Source organism: Jatrophihabitans sp., assembly GCF_036388195.1.
Lineage (GTDB): Bacteria > Actinomycetota > Actinomycetes > Mycobacteriales > Jatrophihabitantaceae > Jatrophihabitans_A.
Genome location: NZ_DASVSG010000051.1, coordinates 1 through 16034 on the forward strand (window position 1 = coordinate 1; position 16034 = coordinate 16034).

Annotated in this window: 12 protein-coding genes; 5 read left to right on the top strand and 7 right to left on the bottom strand. The window is 71.7% G+C overall.

All coding sequences use genetic code 11. The annotated features are described in order from the left end of the window. The 5 genes from VF612_RS04725 to VF612_RS04745 form a co-directional block, all read right to left on the bottom strand. Positions 1–872, bottom strand: an 872-nt coding sequence (locus tag VF612_RS04725) for a YhjD/YihY/BrkB family envelope integrity protein (protein WP_408658696.1), incomplete at its 3' end; no start/stop codon positions are given. A 4-nt stretch (positions 873–876) separates the two neighbouring features. After that, a complete protein-coding gene (locus VF612_RS04730) occupies positions 877–1401 on the bottom strand; it encodes a 2'-5' RNA ligase family protein (protein ID WP_408658697.1) in 525 nt (174 codons plus the stop codon). A 5-nt stretch (positions 1402–1406) separates the two neighbouring features. Further along, positions 1407–2420: a tryptophan--tRNA ligase gene (gene trpS, locus VF612_RS04735; protein ID WP_408658698.1), complete on the bottom strand. Its 1014-nt coding sequence runs from the start codon at positions 2418–2420 to the stop codon at positions 1407–1409. Positions 2421–2475: 55 nt separating this feature from the next. Beyond that, complete coding sequence (locus tag VF612_RS04740; protein ID WP_408658699.1) at positions 2476–3762, bottom strand: lytic transglycosylase domain-containing protein; 1287 nt, start codon at positions 3760–3762, stop codon at positions 2476–2478. Positions 3763–4061: 299 nt separating this feature from the next. Further along, positions 4062–5381, bottom strand: coding sequence for a hemolysin family protein (locus VF612_RS04745; RefSeq protein WP_408658700.1), 1320 nt, complete (start codon positions 5379–5381; stop codon positions 4062–4064). A gap of 103 nt (positions 5382–5484) precedes the next feature. On the opposite strand from VF612_RS04745, the gene galE reads away from it, so the two are divergent. The 4 genes from galE to VF612_RS04765 all read left to right on the top strand — a co-directional run bounded on the left by galE (position 5485) and on the right by VF612_RS04765 (position 11914). After that, positions 5485–6513: a UDP-glucose 4-epimerase GalE gene (gene galE / locus VF612_RS04750; protein ID WP_408658701.1), complete on the top strand. Its 1029-nt coding sequence runs from the start codon at positions 5485–5487 to the stop codon at positions 6511–6513. Next, the gene (gene galK / locus VF612_RS04755; RefSeq protein WP_408658702.1) at positions 6506–7642 is read left to right on the top strand and encodes a galactokinase; all 1137 of its coding nucleotides are present in this window, start codon (positions 6506–6508) and stop codon (positions 7640–7642) included. Before galE ends, galK begins: the two co-directional genes overlap by 8 nt. Before the next feature lie 94 nt (positions 7643–7736). Next, positions 7737–8915: an exonuclease SbcCD subunit D gene (locus VF612_RS04760; protein WP_408658703.1), complete on the top strand. Its 1179-nt coding sequence runs from the start codon at positions 7737–7739 to the stop codon at positions 8913–8915. Further along, positions 8915–11914 carry an AAA family ATPase gene (locus tag VF612_RS04765; protein ID WP_408658704.1) on the top strand — a complete coding sequence of 1000 codons (3000 nt, stop codon included), beginning with the start codon at positions 8915–8917 and terminating at the stop codon, positions 11912–11914. Before VF612_RS04760 ends, VF612_RS04765 begins: the two co-directional genes overlap by 1 nt. A 106-nt stretch (positions 11915–12020) precedes the next feature. Here VF612_RS04765 and VF612_RS04770 read toward each other — a convergent pair whose 3' ends face one another. Next, a complete protein-coding gene (locus tag VF612_RS04770) occupies positions 12021–12815 on the bottom strand; it encodes an enoyl-CoA hydratase/isomerase family protein (protein ID WP_408658705.1) in 795 nt (264 codons plus the stop codon). Between the two features lie 17 nt (positions 12816–12832). Further along, positions 12833–14047 (bottom strand): NADP-dependent isocitrate dehydrogenase, encoded by a 1215-nt coding sequence (locus VF612_RS04775; protein ID WP_408658706.1) that lies wholly within the window; start codon positions 14045–14047, stop codon positions 12833–12835. 261 nt (positions 14048–14308) lie between these two features. Here VF612_RS04775 and VF612_RS04780 point away from each other — a divergent pair, with 261 nt between their 5' ends. Next, a complete protein-coding gene (locus VF612_RS04780) occupies positions 14309–16024 on the top strand; it encodes a DUF885 domain-containing protein (RefSeq protein ID WP_408658707.1) in 1716 nt (571 codons plus the stop codon). Positions 16025–16034 lie beyond the last annotated feature (10 nt).

The window sequence follows — 16034 nt, forward strand, 5'->3', positions numbered from 1 at the left end:
GCGGCCCAGGCCACGCAGAACAGCTGGTAGCGCGCGACCAGGTAGATCCAGACCAGCACCCCGACCACCGGCCCGATCACCGCGCCGGCCGGCGAGCCGGTGATCCTGGCGATGTAGAACGTCCCGACCAGTTTCAGCACCTCGAAACCGACCGCGGCGAGCAGGGTCGCCCGCAACGCGATCCGCCGGGGCACCCGGATCTCGGGCAGCTCGATCATCAGCCAGCCGTAGATCACCATGCTGCCGGCGATGCCCAGCAGGATCCCCAGGAACCAGGTGGCGGTCCCGGCGCCCGGGACGCCGTCCAGCCCCAGGCTGCGCAGCACCAGGCTGCTGGCCGCCGTGCCGCCAGCGGTGACGGCCACCGACATCGCAGCCCCGATGCCCAGGCCGGCCAGCACCAGGGCGTCGGCTGCCTTGGACCGGAGGAAGGGACGCTTGGTGAACGGCAGGCCCCAGACGGCGTCGATCGCTATGCGCAGGTTCCCGATCCAGCCCAGGCCCGCCACCAGCACGCCGGCCAGGCCGATCACCCCCACGCCGGCCCGCTTGTCGATGGCGCCCTGGATCGTCTGGCGCACCGTGTCGCCGAACGCGCCGGGCAGGTCGGAGCTGAGGTGGCTGAACAGCTCGCTCTGCAGGTCCGGCCGGGACGCCAGCACGAACCCGGTGACCGAGACACCGAGCAGGACGAGCGGAAAGAGCGCCAGGAAGCTGAAGTAGGTGATGGCGGCCGCCAGGTCGTTGCCATGGTTGCGCTGGTAGTGCTGATAGGCGGCGACCAGGTGGGCGATGCCGGGCCTGGCCCGCAGCGCCTCCCAACGCCGGGCGCCGCCGGAGCGAAGCCGGGTCAGCGCCGCCGGAAGCGGCACGGCTCTACAAACCTGTCAGGGGGTACTCGCGATGCGGACGCCAGGCGCCGTCGCCGTTCTGGGTGTACAGCGTGAACGCCTCCACCCGGAACTGGGCGACGAAGTCCTGCAGCCCCTCATACGCCTCGTCGAGGCGCTCGTCGGCGAGATCGTGGCCGACCGTGACGTGCGGGTGGTAGGGAAACTCCACCTCGCGGACGATCGGATCGCGGCGCACCGCGCGCTCGAGCAGCTCGCACTGGGCGATGCCGGAGGAGACCTGCACGAACACCACCTGCGAGACCGGCCGGAACGAGCCGGTGCCCGACAGCCTCATCGTGAACGGCAACACCGCGGTGGCGGCCTCGGCCAGGTGCTTCTCGACGAGTTCGAGCTGATCGGCCTCGATCTCGGTGGGCGGCAGCAAGGTCACATGCGGGGGAACCTTGTCGGCCTCGGGGTCCCCGATCCGGCGGCGCCAGCCGGCCAGCACAGCGGCGTGCGGCTCGGGTATCGCGAGGGCGACGCCCACCGTCATCCGGTTACCCATCCGAGTCAGCCTACGACTGCCGGCAGGAACCCGACCTTGGCGTACGCGTCGGCCATGGTGACCGAGGCCAGCGCCCGGGCCCGCTCGGCGCCCTTGGCCAGGATCCGGTCGAGCTCGGCCGGGTCGTCCAGCAGCTCGCGGCTGCGGGCGGCGAACGGCTGGGCGAACGCGATCACCGACTCGGCGACGGCGTTCTTCAACGCGCCGTAGCCCTGCCCGCTGAACTCCTTCTCCACCGAGTCGATCCCGGCGTCGGTGAACGCGGCATGGATGGCGAGCAGGTTGGACAGGCCCGGCTTGCGCTCGGGGTCGTACCGGATCTCGCCATCGGTGTCGGTGACCGCCCGGCGCACCTTCTTGGTGATCACCGCCGGCTCGTCGGAGAGGTAGACGGTGCCGGCCTCGGGCCGGGACTTCGACATCTTCGCGGTCGGGTCCTGCAGGTCCAGGATCTTGGCCGCCCCCTTGGGGATGTAGGCCTCGGGCACCACGAAGGTCTGGCCGTAGCGGGCATTGAACCGCTGGGCGAGGTTGCGGGTGAGCTCCAGGTGCTGGCGCTGGTCCTCGCCGATCGGCACCTGATCGGCCTGGTAGAGCAGGATGTCGGCGGCCTGCAGGATCGGGTAGGTGAACAGCCCGACCCCCTGCCGGTCAACGCCGGCCTTGGCCGACTTGTCCTTGAACTGGGTCATCCGGCTGGCCTCGCCGAAGCCGGTCAGGCACTCCAGCACCCAGGACAGCTGCGGATGCTCCGGGACGTGGGACTGGACGAACAGCGCGCACCGATCCGGGTCCAGGCCGGCGGCGAGCAACTGGGCGGCCACGATCCGGGTCCGCTGCCGCAGCGCCGCGGGCTCCGGTGGGTCCAGGGTGATCGCGTGCAGGTCCACCACGCAGTAGTAGGCGTCGAAGCCGTCCTGCATCTGGACCCAGTTCCGCACCGCGCCGAGGTAGTTGCCCAGCTGCATGGATTCGCCGGTGGGCTGGATGCCCGACAGGACGCGCGGTTGGTTGCTCACGAAACCACATCATTCCATCCGGACGGGCGCGCTGAGCGCCCGGCCAGCGGAAAGGTCATGGCGCGCAGTTGCTCGCACTGGGCGAGGCGGTCGCGCTGCCGGTGGCCGAGGCGGACGACTGGGCCGATGACTGGCCGGTGTTCGACTGGGCGGTGGCCGACTGGACCCGGCTGCTGGACGTCGCGGCGCTCGCCTTGCCGGCAGGGCTGGAGCTCGAGGTCGCGGTGGCCGTCTTGCCGGTGGCCGAACCGGACGTCGAGCCGGTCAGCGGCTGGGTGGCCGTCGACTCCGCCCCGGCGCTGGTGCTGGACTCCGACCCGGTCGGCGACGGGCTGGCCGACGGGCAGCTGGCCGTCCCCGACGGGCTGGCGGTGGCCGAACCGGACGTCGAGCCGGACGGGCTGGTGCCGGCCGAGGACGATCCGGCAGGCGGCGAGCTCGTCGGCGTCGAGGTGTGGCCGGGCCTCGGCAGCTTGCTGGGGTTGGTGGTCGGCTTCGGCGGCCGGCTGGACCTCGGCGGCCGGACCTGCGTGACGTCGCTGACGACCGGCAGCGGGCTGTTCGGCACCGCCGAGGCGCCGTCCCGGTAGGCCGTGCCCCAGGCCAGCACGGTGGCCAGGTACGGGGCGGAGTGGTTGTAGCTCAGCACGGCGGCGCGCAGGCCGGCCGGGGTGGCCAGGTCGCGGTCGTGGGCGCAGAGATAGCGTCCGGCGGCCAGGGTGGCGTCGAAGATGTTGCTCGGGTCGATCTTGCCGTCGGCGTTGCCGTCCGCGCCCCAGTGCACCCAGGTCGAGGGGATGAACTGCATCGGGCCGACGGCGCGGTCATAGACCTTGTCGCCGTCGTAGTGGCCCTTGTCGGTGTCGGTGATGATCGCATCGCCGGGGATGCCGCCGTTGAGCCGCGGGCCGAGGATGCGGCCACGGGTGGCGCCGTCAGCGGTCAGCCGGCCGGACTCGGCGTGCCCGGACTCGGTGTGCCCGATGCCGGCCAGCAGCCACCACGGCAGCTTGCAGGACGGCTGCTCGACCGCGAGCCGGTCGGCGGACTGGTGGTAGGCCCGCAGCACCATCAGCGGGATGCCGAGCGCTCCGGAGACACCGGGCGGGCCGAGCACGGCGGCCTTGAGAACCGGGGCGTCGGTGGTGCTGCCGGGGGTCACCTTCGCGATCCGGGACGGCCGGATCGGCAGCAGGCCGCTCCAGCGCGCCGGCTCCTGGGCCGGGACGTCGGTGACGCTGCCGGTGACGCTGCCGGTGGCCTCCGGTGTGCTGATGGCTGCCGCCTGGGTGACGGAGCCGTCGCCGGAGGCTTCCAACGCCGGGCCGCAGACCAGAGCCAACGCCGCGAGCGTGGCCGCACTGGTGACGGTTCGGGTCAGCGACAACTTCAGACGCGCCCGGCGAGGGGCGTATCGCGGTTGTGACACAGAAAATTCCTCATCAAGAACGCTGGCGTTGCTGCTTTTTCAGGCTATCCAGTTCTTATCATCGGCCGGGGGGCGCCAGTTCACCAGCGATTGCGAGAGCCAATTTCTACGCGGGCGGCACATGCCACCTAAGCACCTCAGTCGCCCGAACCGCCACCGCGTACGGGCGGTTCTCAAGGTCAGCCTCAGGGTCAGCCTCAGGGTCAGCCCCGTCAGCTGGCCGCCGTGGCAGCCTCGGGATCGGGCAGCGGCTCGACCCGCAGCCGGGACGCCCGCCGCCCCTCGACCTCGAGCACCTGGACCAGGTGGTCGTTGATCTCCACCCGGTCACCGACCGCGGGCAGCTTGCCGAGCCGGGCCATCAGGAAGCCGCCGGCCGTCTCGTACGGGCCATCGGGCAGCTCGAAGCCGGCGTACTCGGCGAACTCGTCCAGGTTGCAGCGGCCGTCCACCTCGACGATCCCGCCGGTCAGCCGGCGGGCCGAGGAGTCCTCGGAGTCGTACTCGTCGCGGATATCGCCGATGACCTCCTCGATCAGGTCCTCCAGCGTGACGATGCCGTCGGTGCCGCCGTACTCGTCGACCACGATGGCCAGGTGGTGTCCCTCGCGGCGCATCTCGCTCAACGCCACCAGCACCTTCTTCGAGCCGGGCAGCACCTTGACCTCGCGCACCAGCTCGCCGACCACCCGGGACCGGTCCGCCGAGGGATCCACCCCCGGACCGCCGGTGATCAGGTCCCGGATGTGGACGAAGCCCAGCACGTCGTCATTGCTCTCGCCGATCACCGGATAGCGGGAGTGCGGCGAGTCCCCGATCAGCTTCACCGCGCGGCTGACCGTCATGCCGGCCTCCAGGAAGACCACCTCGGTACGCGAGATCATCACCTCGCTGACCGATCGCTCGCCGGCGGCGAAGACGTCGTCGATCAGCCGCCGCTCGTCGGTGGTCAGCGACTCGTGCGCGGCCACCAGACCGCGCAGCTCCTCCTCGCTGATGCTGTCGCGGCCGACGTGCGGGTCACCGCCCAGCACCCGGACCACCAGGTCGGTGGACTTCGACAGCAGCCAGATCAGCGGCCGGAACAGCATCGCCACCCGGTCCAGGGTCGGCCCGAACAGCAACGCGGTGCCCTCCGGCCGCTGCAGGCCGATCCGCTTGGGGGCCAGCTCGCCGACGATCAGGGTGACGAAGGAGATCACCATGGTGACCCCGACGATGCCGATCACCCTGGCCAGCGTCTGGCCGACACCGACGCGAACCAGCGCGTCCTTGGCCGACTCCGACAGCGTCACCGCGCCGAAGGCCGAGGACAGCAGCGCGGTCGTAGTGACCCCGATCTGCACGGCGGCCAGGAACCGGTTCGGGTCGGCCAGCAACCGGGTGACCGCCTGGCCGCGCCGGCCGGCTTCGGCCATCGCCTTGGCCTGGCCTTCGCGCAGCGACACCAGCGCGATCTCGGCGCTGACGAACAGCCCCTCGATCATGATCAGCCCCAGCACGATGCAGATATTGAGCACGATGCTGTTCATCGCTGGGGGCGCTCCTTGGCTCTCATCGGTGTCTTCGCCGGGCAACTTCTGCGAGTGTAGGGTCGAATGTCACCGATAACCCGAATGGAAAGCCGGCACCACCATGCGTGTACTCGTCACCGGCGGCGCCGGATATATCGGTAGCGTGGTGTCGGCCGAGTTGCTCGACGCCGGCCATCAGGTCACCGTGCTGGACAACCTGTCCACCGGGCACGCCGACGCGGTTCCGGCCGGCGCGGAGTTCGTCCAGGCGAGCATCACCGAGGCCGACCCGGTGCTGGCCGGCGGGCAGTTCGACGCGGTGGTGCACTTCGCGGCCAAGTCGCTGGTGCCGGAGTCGGTCACCGCGCCCGAGCTGTACTGGCAGAACAACACCGCCGGGAGCCTGGCGCTGCTGGAGTCGATGCGCCGCCACGACGTCGGCGCCATCGTGTTCTCCTCCACCGCGGCGACCTACGGCGAGCCGGATACGGTGCCGATCCTGGAGTCCTCGCCCACCCGGCCGACCAACCCGTACGGGGCGAGCAAGCTGGCGGTCGATCACATGCTGACCAGCTATGCCGCTGCGCACGGGTTCTCCGCTGTCAGCCTGCGCTACTTCAACGTCGCCGGCGCCCGGATCGCCTCTGACGACTCGGCCGGCTCCTACGGCGAGCGGCACGCCACCGAGACCCACCTGATCCCGATCGCGCTGCAGGTCGCGGCCGGCCTGCGTCCGGAGCTGCAGGTGAACGGGGTGCACTACCCGACGCCGGACGGCTCCTGCGTCCGCGACTACATCCACGTGCTGGACCTGGCCGATGCCCACCTGCGCGCGCTGGACCGGGCCAGCGCCCGGGCCGGCGACGGCCAGGGCAGCCACCTGATCTGCAACCTCGGCTCGGGGTCGGGCTCCTCGGTGCGCGAGGTCATCGAGTCGGTACGCCGGATCACCGGACGGCCCACCCCGGCGGTGGACGCGCCCAACCGGCCGGGCGACCCGGCGGTGTTGATCGCCTCCAACGACAAGGCGGCGGACGAGCTGGGCTGGCGGCCCACCCGGGACCTGGACCGGATGGTCGCCGACGCCTGGGAGTTCTTCCAGCGACTGCGCCCGGAGGTCGCCGGCGCGACAGGGAGCGGCAATGGCTAGCACGTCCGAACCGGCCGAGCAGGTCGAGTCCACCTGGCGGGCTCCGGGCCGGGTCAACCTGATCGGCGAGCACACCGACTACAACGACGGCTTCTGCCTGCCGATGGCGATCCCCCAGGGTTGCACCGCCACCGTCTCGCCACTGGCCGAGCCGGTGCTCGAAGTGGTGTCGGCCCAGCGGGACGCTCCGGTGGAGATCGCGCTGGCCGACCTGCGGCCCGGCGTGCTGACCGGGGCGGACGAGTGGGCCGGCTACGCCGCCGGGGTGGCGTGGGCGATCGCCGAACGCGGCCATCAGTTGCCCGGCCTGTCGATCAGCGTCGACGGGGACGTGCCGCCCGGGGCCGGGCTGTCGTCCTCGGCGGCGCTGGAATGCTCGGTAGCCGCCGCGCTCAACGACCAGCTGGGCCTCGGCCTGGACCGGCCGGAGCTGGTGGCGCTGGCCAGGCAGGCCGAGAACGACTTCGTCGGAGCCCCCACCGGCGGCATGGACCAGCTGGCCTCGATCTTCGGCGAGCGCGGCCGGGTGCTGCTGTGCGACATGCGCACGCTGGCGGTGGAACCGGTCCCTTTCGATCTGGAGGCGGCCGGGCTGACCCTGCTGGTGATCGACACCAAGGCGCCGCACCAGCTCACCGACGGCCTGTACGGCGAGCGCCGCGCTGCCTGCGAGGAGGCCGCCCGGCTGCTGGGCGTGCCGGCGTTGCGCGACCTGAGCCTGGAGGAGCTGGGCGAGGCGATGGACCGGCTGCCGGATGAGACGCTGCGCAAGCGGGCCCGGCATGTGATCACCGAGAACGACCGGACGCTGGCCTGCGCGGACCTGCTGCGCACCGGCCAGCTGCGCCAGATCGGGCCGCTGCTGACCGCCTCGCACGCCAGCATGCGCGACGACTTCGAGATCACCGTGCCCGAGGTGGACCTGGCCGTGGAGGTGCTGCTGGCCTTCGGCGCCTTCGGCGCCCGGATGACCGGCGGCGGCTTCGGCGGCTGCGTGATCGGGCTCATGGAACCGGCCCAGGCCCGGGCCGGCGCGCTCGCGGTGGCAGCGGCCTACGCCGGCCGGGACTATGTCGAGCCGGTCAGCTTCTCGGTGACGGCCGAGGCTGGCGCGCACCGGCTGACCTGACGCCGCGCCCCAGGGCTGAGCCGCCGGCGGTGTCCGGGTCGCCCGGCTGAGTCGCTGCGCGATTCTGTCGGGGGGCGCTTGTAGCTTTCTTCGCATGCGGTTCCTGCACACCTCCGACTGGCATCTGGGCCGCACGCTGCACGGCGTGGACCTGCTCGATGCCCAGCGGGACGTGCTGAACCAGATCTGCCGGCTGGTCGCGCAACCGCCCGACGGCGTTCCGATCGAGGCCGTGCTGATCGCCGGTGACGTCTATGACCGGGCGGTTCCCCCGGTCGAGGCGGTCGCGCTGTTCGCCAGCACGCTGGCCGAGCTGATCAAGCACACCACCGTGATCGTCACCGCCGGCAACCACGATTCTGCGATCCGGCTGGGCTTCGGCGCCGAGCTGTTCACCGAGCGGCTCCGGCTGCGGACCGACCTGGCGTCCGTGGGCCGGCCGGTGCTGCTGGAGGACGGCGCCGGGCAGGTCGCGGTCTACCCGCTGCCCTACCTCGACCCCGATGCCGCGCGGGTGGCGCTGGCGCCGGGCGACCAGCCGCTGGAGCGCTCGCACCAGGCGGTGATGGCCGCGGCGATGGAGCGGGTCCGCCACGACCTGGCCAGCCGGCCACCGGGCACCCGGTCGGTGGTGGTGGCGCACGCCTTCGTGGTCGGCGGCTCGCCCAGTGAGAGCGAGCGGTCCATCGTCGTCGGCGGCGTGGACAGCGTCGCGGCCAGCACCTTCGACGGCGTGGACTATGTGGCGCTCGGGCACCTGCACGGCGCCCAGCAGCCACGTGGCTCGGCCGATGTCGTGCTGCGGTACTCCGGCTCGCCGCTGCGGTACTCCTTCTCCGAGCAGGCGCACACCAAATCGGTCTCCCTGGTCGACCTCTCCCCCGGCGTCCCGGCCCGGGTCACCGCGGCGCCGCTGCGCCAGCCACGCGCGATGGCCGAGCTGACCGGCACGTTGACCGAGCTGCTGGCCGATGACCGGCACGTCGAGGACTGGGTCCGGTTGGTCGTCACCGACCGGTCCCGTCCGGACCAGCTGTTCGAGCGGGTGAAGTCGCACTACCCGCACGTCCTGCAGGTGCTGCACCAGCCGGCCGGCGCGCGGCCCGCCGGCGCAAGCATGCCGATCACCACGCTGGCGCCGAGCCCGCGCCAGCTCGGCGCCGACTTCATCGAGCACGTCACCGGGCTCGCGGCGGTAGGGGTCGAGCTGGACCTGTTCGAGCAGGCCTATCAGGCCGCTTCCCTCGCCGAGGCCCGGCCAGGCGGTGGCTGATGCGGCTGCACCGGCTCAGCATGACCGCGATCGGGCCGTACGCCGACCACGTCGAGATCGACTTCAGCCAGTTCGGCGCGGGCGGGCTGTTCCTGCTCGAAGGCCCCAACGGGTCCGGCAAGTCCACCGTCCTCGACGCGATCAGCTTCGCCCTGTACGGCAAGCTGGCGCAGCGGTCGGCCACCGTGGAGCGGCTGAAGTCCCAGCACGCGCCGCCGTCCTGCGAGCCGGTGGTGGAGCTGATCTTCGAGACCCAGAGCGGGCTGTTCCGGATCCGGCGCACCCCGAGCCATCAGCGACCGAAGAAGAAGGGCGCCGGGACGACCCCGGCGCACATGACCGTCAAGCTGTGGCGGCTCGGTTCCCTGGACCAGCCGGACGGCGGCGTCCTGCTGTCGGCCAACCTCGGCGACACCGAGGACGAGATCACCCGGGCGGTCGGGCTCACCCACGGGCAGTTCGTGCAGACCGTGCTGCTGCCCCAGGGCGAGTTCGCCAACTTCCTGCAGGCCAGCACGAACGACCGGCGGGCCCTGCTGCAGAGGCTGTTCGGCACCGAGCTGCTGGCGCGCACCCAGGATGCGCTGGTCGAGGGCCGCCGGGCCGCCGAGCAGCGACGGGCGGCGACCAACGCCACGGTGGCAAAGGCGGTGCATGCGCTCGCCGGCGCCACCGGCCTGGCCGAGGACGTGGTCGGGGAGTTGGCCGGGCACTGCGAGTCCGGGGACTGCGCGGGGGTGACTGCGCTGCTGGCCGGGGTGCGAGAGCAGCTGGCGGCGGTCGTGTCCGCTGCCGACGAACGGCGAGCGGGCGCGGCGCAGGCCCGGACGCAGTCGGCAGCGGAGGTACAGCGGGCCCAGGACCTGGCTGCTCGCCGGGCGGTGCGCGGGCAGCTGCGGGCCGAGCGGGAGCGGTTGCTGGCCGAGGGAGACGCGCACCAGGCAGCCTGCGCGGAGCTCGCCGCGGCCGAACGCGCGTTGCGGGTGCTGCCGGCCGCCGAGGCGCTGGCACTGGCCGGCGCCCGGTGCGAGCAGGCTGAGCACGAGGCCGCCGCTGCCCGGGCGCGCCTGGCCGAACCGCTGCGGGAGCTGCCGGGGGCCGGCTTGCGCGCCGAGGCTGCCCGCGGCCAGACCACGCTGGGCGCGCTCGCTGATGCGGTAAGCCGGGAGCGGCGGTTGAGCAGCCAGCAGGCCGACCACCAGCAGCTCCAGCACGACCTGGCGGCGCAACGCCGGCTGCGCGAGCGGGCGGCGCAGCGGCTGGCCGAGCTGCCGCTCCGCCAGGCCGAGCTGACCGAGACCCGCAACCAGGCGGCGCTGGCAGCCGGGCGGCTGGCCGATCTGACCGCCGAACGGGACCGCGCCCAGACCCGGTTGGCCGCCGCGCGCCAGGCGGTGGCCGCGGCCAAGGTGGCGGCGGAGAACCAACAGCTGGCCCAAGAGCTCTTCGATGCCGCCGAGGGCCAGCGCGCCCGGCTGGACGCGCTGCGGCTCAGCTGGCGAGCCAGCATCGCCAGCGAGCTGGGCATGGCTCTGCAGAGCGGCCAGGAATGCGTGGTGTGCGGCTCGCTGGAGCACCCGAAACCGGCCCGGCCCACCGATGGCCACGTCAGCCAGGAGCTGGTCAACTCCGCCGAGGACGAGCTGCGCCGGTTGACCGCCCAGGTGGAGACCCGCCGGGTGGAACTGGCCGAGCAACGGGGCGAGCTTCTCGAGCTCCAGATCAGGGCCGACCAACTGACCCCCGAGCGCGCGCAGGCCAAGCTCGACCAGGCCGACGCCGGTCTCGCAGCAGCCCAGGCGGCCGCCGACCGACAGCGCGACCTGGACGAGGAGCTCGCCGAGATCGCCGAGCAGCTAGCCGCCCAGGCTGAGCAGGCCCACCAGGCGGCGGTGGCCGAGACCCGGCTGACCGAGCGCTGCGCCGCGCTGACAGACACCATCGCCGAGAACCTGAAGGTGGTCACCGAAGCCCGCGAGGACTACCCCAGCGTGGCCGATCGAGTGACGGCGCTGACCAACCAGCTGGCCTTGCTCGACGAGGCCGCCGCCGCCAGCTCGGCCGTGGCCACGGCGGCGGTCGCCGAGGCCGAGGCGCGCCAGCGATTCCAGGCCGCGCTGACCGACGCCGAGTTCGACGAGCTGGCTGCCTGGGACCGCGCCCGGCGCAGCAGCTCCGAAGTGGCCGAGCTGCGAGCCCGGATCCGGGCCTACCAGCAGCGGCTGGACGAGGTCGGTGGCCGGCTGTCCGCCGCCGAGCTGACCGACCCGCAGCTCGATGCGCCACCGGCCGATCTCGCCCAGCTCACCGAGCAGCTGCGGTCGGCCGAGGCCGCTGAAGCGGCGGCATCCGCCGAGCACGGCGCCGCCGCCAGCAGGCTCGCCGATGCCGTCAGCCACGCCGAACGGCTCGAAGCGGCGGTCCGCCGTGGCGCCCGGGTGCTGGCCGAGACCGCCGTCCCGATCCGGATCGGCAATCTGGTGGCCGGCCTCGGCGACAACCAGCTCAAGATGGAACTCACCACCTACGTGCTGGTGCGCCGGTTCACCGAGATCGTCAGCGCCGCGAATTCCCAGCTGCGCCGGATCTCCGGCGGCCGGTACGAGCTAGAGCACACCTCCGAGCGCACCGGCAACTCCCGCTCCGGTCTGGGGCTGCGGATCCTGGACCTGCACACCGGCCGGACCCGGGACCCCGGCACGCTGTCCGGCGGCGAGACCTTCTACGTCTCGCTGTCGCTGGCCCTGGGGCTTGCCGACATCGTGCGCGCCGAGTCCGGTGGTGTCGACCTCGGCACCCTGCTGATCGACGAGGGGTTCGGCAGCCTCGACCCGGATGTCCTCGATCAGGTGCTCGCCGTGCTTGACAGCCTGCGCGAAGGGGGCCGGGCCGTGGGGGTGGTCAGCCACGTCGAGGAGATCAAGCGCCGGATCGCCGACCAGATCCAGGTCCGGCCCAACCCCGACGGGTCATCCCGGCTGGTGAGCACCCTCAGCTAACCGGCAGCTTCGCGTCCATGCGGCACGGTTGAGCGGGCGGTCGAGCAGCGCGGTGTGAGCGGGCGGCCGAGTAGCGCGGTGTGAGCGGCCCGGTCCAGCAGCTCAGTCACCGCGGCCCGGGATCGGTCGGCTCCCGGCGCCAGCTGAACACCGGCGCCCGGCGGGCCAGGAACGCCTGCGGTCCCTCCGTCCCGTCGGCAGACAACCGCCACTGGGCTGCCCACCGTTCGAACGCCGTGTCGGCGTCCCCGCCGCCGGCGATCAGGTTGATGAGCTCCTTGCCCGCGAACTGGGTCATCGGCGCCAGCGGCAGCATCGTCGCCACCAGCTCGGCAACCGCCGCGTCCAGCTCAGCGGGTTCGACCACCTGCTCCACCAACCCGATCCGCAACGCCTGCGCCGCGTCGATCGGCTGCGCGGTGAAGATCAGCCGCTTGGCCGCCGCCGGGCCGACGAGCTCGACCAGCGCCCGGGTCGAGCCGACCGGGTAGATCACGCCGAGCCTGGCCGGCGGCACCCCGAAGCTGGTGGTGCTGTCGGCGACCCGCAGGTCACAGGCAACCGCGATCTGGTTGCCGCCGCCGAGGCAGTGCCCGCGGATCTTGGCGATGCTCGGCACCGCCAGATCGCGCAACGCCCGCTCGGCGGCCTCCACCACCGATTTCAGCACCGCCTCGTCCTCCGACAGCGAGCTGATGTCAGCGCCGGCGCAGAAGGACGGCCCGGCGCCGGTCACCACCAGCACCCGCAGGCCCGGGTCGGCGTCCAGCTCGGCGCAGATCTCGGCGAGCCGCCGCCACATCGCCACCGTCAGGGCGTTGCGCTTGGCCGGGCGGTTGATGGTCAGCGTCGCGACCGGACCGTCGATCGACAGCAGCAGGTCCTGATCCGGCTGGCTCATCTGCCGCGGAACAAGACCTAGGCCATCGCCTTCTTGAGGTTCTCGTCGATGGCCGCCAGGAAGTCCTCGGTGGTCAGCCACGGGGTGTCCTTGGAGATCAGCAGCGCCAGGTCCTTGGTCATCTGGCCGGACTCGACGGTCTCGATGCAGACCCGCTCCAGGGTCTCGGCGAAGCCGGTCACCTCGGGGGTGTTGTCCAGCTTGCCGCGGTGTGCCAGGCCCCGGGTCCACGCGAAGATCGAGGCGATCGGGTTGGTGGAGGTGGGCTGGCCCTTCTGGTGCTGCCGGTAGTGCCGGGTCACGGTGCCGTGCGCGGCCTCCGCCTCGACGGTCTTGCCGTCCGGGGTGGCCAGCACCGAGGTCATCAGGCCCAGCGAGCCGAACCCCTGCGCCACGATGTCGGACTGCACGTCGCCGTCGTAGTTCTTGCAGGCCCAGACGTAGCCGCCCTCCCACTTCAGCGCGGCGGCCACCATGTCGTCGATCAGCCGGTGCTCGTAGGTCAGGCCCGCCGCCTCGAAGTCAGCCTTGAACTCCGACTCAAAGACCTCGGCGAAGATGTCCTTGAAGCGGCCGTCGTAGCGCTTGAGGATGGTGTTCTTGGTGGACAGGTACACCGGGTAGTTGCGCTGCAGGCCGTAGTTCAGCGACGCCCGCGCGAAGTCCCGGATCGAGGCGTCCAGGTTGTACATCGCCAGCGCCACCCCGGCGCCCGGGAACTCGAAGACGTTGAGCTCGGTGGGCTCGCCACCGTCCTTGGGGGTGAAGGTCAGCGTCAGGGTGCCCTCACCGGGCACCACCAGGTCGGTGGCGCGGTACTGGTCGCCGAAGGCGTGCCTGCCGACCACGATGGGCTTGGTCCAGCCAGGCACCAGCCGCGGCACGTTGGACATGATGATCGGCTCGCGGAAGATCACCCCGCCCAGGATGTTGCGGATGGTCCCGTTGGGCGAGCGCCACATCTGCTTCAGGCCGAACTCTTCGACCCTGGCCTCGTCCGGGGTGATGGTGGCGCACTTGACGCCGACCCCGTGCCGCTTGATGGCCTCGGCGGCGTCGATGGTGACCTGGTCGTCGGTGGCGTCGCGATGTTCGATGCCCAGGTCGTAGTAGTCGAGGTTCACATCCAGGTACGGATGGATCAGCCGGTCCTTGATGAACTGCCAGATGATCCTGGTCATCTCATCGCCGTCCAGCTCGACGACGGTACCTACCACCTTGATCTTCGACATCGATCGCCTCTCGCCAGTGCTCGCCACGCGGCGCCGGGAGACTCCGGCAGCGCTGAGAGTTGTGAGTTTAGGTGATCGACCTGCCGCCGATCCGGCTGGCGTGGGCCCTGCACGACCTGGCCCGCGGCCGGAGCAGAGTTGCGCGAGCCGGAGCAGAGTTGGCCCGCAGCCCGGGCGGGCCTGGCCCGCAGCCCGGGCGGGCCTCGCCACGCATCCGGGCCGTCTTGGCTGCGATTCGCCCTGGGTATTAGTTTCACAGGCATGACCCCCTCATCTGCCGGCGACGCCAGGGCCGCCGGCGCTGTGGCTCGCGACCGCACCCCCGTGGACGCCCTCGCCGAACGCCATCTGGACGCCCAACTCGAGCTCGATCCGCTCGCGGCCACCTTCTTCGGCGTCCCCGGGTACGACGACCGGATGTCTGACCTGTCCCCGGACGGGTTGCAGGCGCAGGCCGACCTGAACCGGCAGACGCTGCGCGAGCTGCGCCAGGCCACATCCGTGGACGAGACCGACAAGGTCACCATCGCGGCGATGACCGAACGGTTGACCGTCCTGGACGACCTGCACGAGCAGGGCATGTCACTGTCGGAGCTGAACAACATCGCCAGCCCGGTGCAGAACCTGCGCGACGTCTTCGACCTGATGCCGACCGACACGGCCGAGGAATGGTCCCGGATCGCCAGCCGGCTCAGCGCGCTCCCCACGGCGATCGACGGCTACCTGGAGTCGCTCAGGCTGGCCGCCAGCCGCGGCGATGTCGCGCCGCGCCGGCAGGTCGAGGCCTGCATCACCCAGTGCGAGGACAACCTCGGCGCCGACGGGTTCTTCGCCACCTTCGTCGCGGGCGCGGGCGGCTCGGGGCAGGTCTCGGACGCGCTGCAGGCCGACCTGGACCGGGGCGCGGACGCCGCCCGGGCCGGTTACCAGCGGCTGCGCGACTTCCTGGCCCAGGAGCTGCTCAGCCAGGCGCCGACTGCCGATGCCGTCGGCGCGGAGCGGTACCCGGTGCTCTCCCGCCAGTTCCTCGGCGCGGCGGTGGATCTGGAGGAGACCTACGCCTGGGGGTTGACCGAGGTGGACCGGATCGACCGGCTGATGGCCGAGGCCGCCGATGAGATCAAGTCCGGCGCCACGGTGGCCGAAGCGATCAAGGTCCTGGACGCCGACCCGGTCCGCAAGCTGTACGGCCCCGATCAGCTGCAGGCCTGGATGCAGGAGCGGGCCGACGCCGCCATCGAGGCGCTGGGCAAGAGCCACTTCGAGATCTCCGAGCAGGTCCGCCGGCTGGAGTGCCGGATCGCGCCGACCCATACCGGCGTCATCTACTACACCGGCCCGTCCGACGACTTCTCCCGTCCGGGCCGGATGTGGTGGTCGGTGCCGGCCGGGGTGACCGAGTTCTCCACCTGGCGGGAGTTGACCACCGTCTATCACGAGGGAGTGCCGGGCCATCACCTGCAGGTCGCCCAGTCGGTGGAGTGCAAGCACCTGCTCAACCGCTGGCGGCGGCTGGCGTCGTGGGTGTCCGGGCACGGCGAGGGCTGGGCGCTGTACGCCGAATGGCTGATGGCCGACCTCGGCTACATGGACGACCCCGGCAACCGGCTGGGGCTGCTGGACGGCCAGTCGCTGCGGGCGGCCCGGGTGGTGATCGACATCGGCGTGCACTGCGGGCTGCCGGCGCCGGCCGAGGTGGGTGGCGGGGCGTGGACCTACGACAAGGCGTGGCAGTTCCTGACCCGCCACGCCAACATGGCCCCGGAGTTCCTTCGCTACGAGCTGGAGCGCTACCTCGGCTGGCCGGGCCAGGCGCCGTCGTACAAGATCGGCGAACGGCTCTGGCTGCAGCTGCGCGACGAGACCCGGGCCCGCGAGGGAGCGGACTTCGACCTCAAGGCGTTCCACCGCCGGGCCCTGGATCTGGGCGGGCTCGGCCTGGACATCCTGCGGCAGGCCGTGCTCCACGAGCTCTGAGCCTGCGGCG

Bases quoted from the DNA above. Each gene is read 5' to 3' on its own strand.
- VF612_RS04730 (WP_408658697.1), bottom strand. From the start codon at position 1,401: ATGGGTAACCGGATGACGGTGGGCGTCGCCCTCGCGATACCCGAGCCG.
- VF612_RS04745 (WP_408658700.1), bottom strand. From the start codon at position 5,381: ATGAACAGCATCGTGCTCAATATCTGCATCGTGCTGGGGCTGATCATG.
- galE (WP_408658701.1), top strand. From the start codon at position 5,485: ATGCGTGTACTCGTCACCGGCGGCGCCGGATATATCGGTAGCGTGGTG.
- galK (WP_408658702.1), top strand. From the start codon at position 6,506: ATGGCTAGCACGTCCGAACCGGCCGAGCAGGTCGAGTCCACCTGGCGG.
- VF612_RS04760 (WP_408658703.1), top strand. From the start codon at position 7,737: ATGCGGTTCCTGCACACCTCCGACTGGCATCTGGGCCGCACGCTGCAC.
- VF612_RS04765 (WP_408658704.1), top strand. From the start codon at position 8,915: ATGCGGCTGCACCGGCTCAGCATGACCGCGATCGGGCCGTACGCCGAC.
- VF612_RS04770 (WP_408658705.1), bottom strand. From the start codon at position 12,815: ATGAGCCAGCCGGATCAGGACCTGCTGCTGTCGATCGACGGTCCGGTC.
- VF612_RS04775 (WP_408658706.1), bottom strand. From the start codon at position 14,047: ATGTCGAAGATCAAGGTGGTAGGTACCGTCGTCGAGCTGGACGGCGAT.
- VF612_RS04780 (WP_408658707.1), top strand. From the start codon at position 14,309: ATGACCCCCTCATCTGCCGGCGACGCCAGGGCCGCCGGCGCTGTGGCT.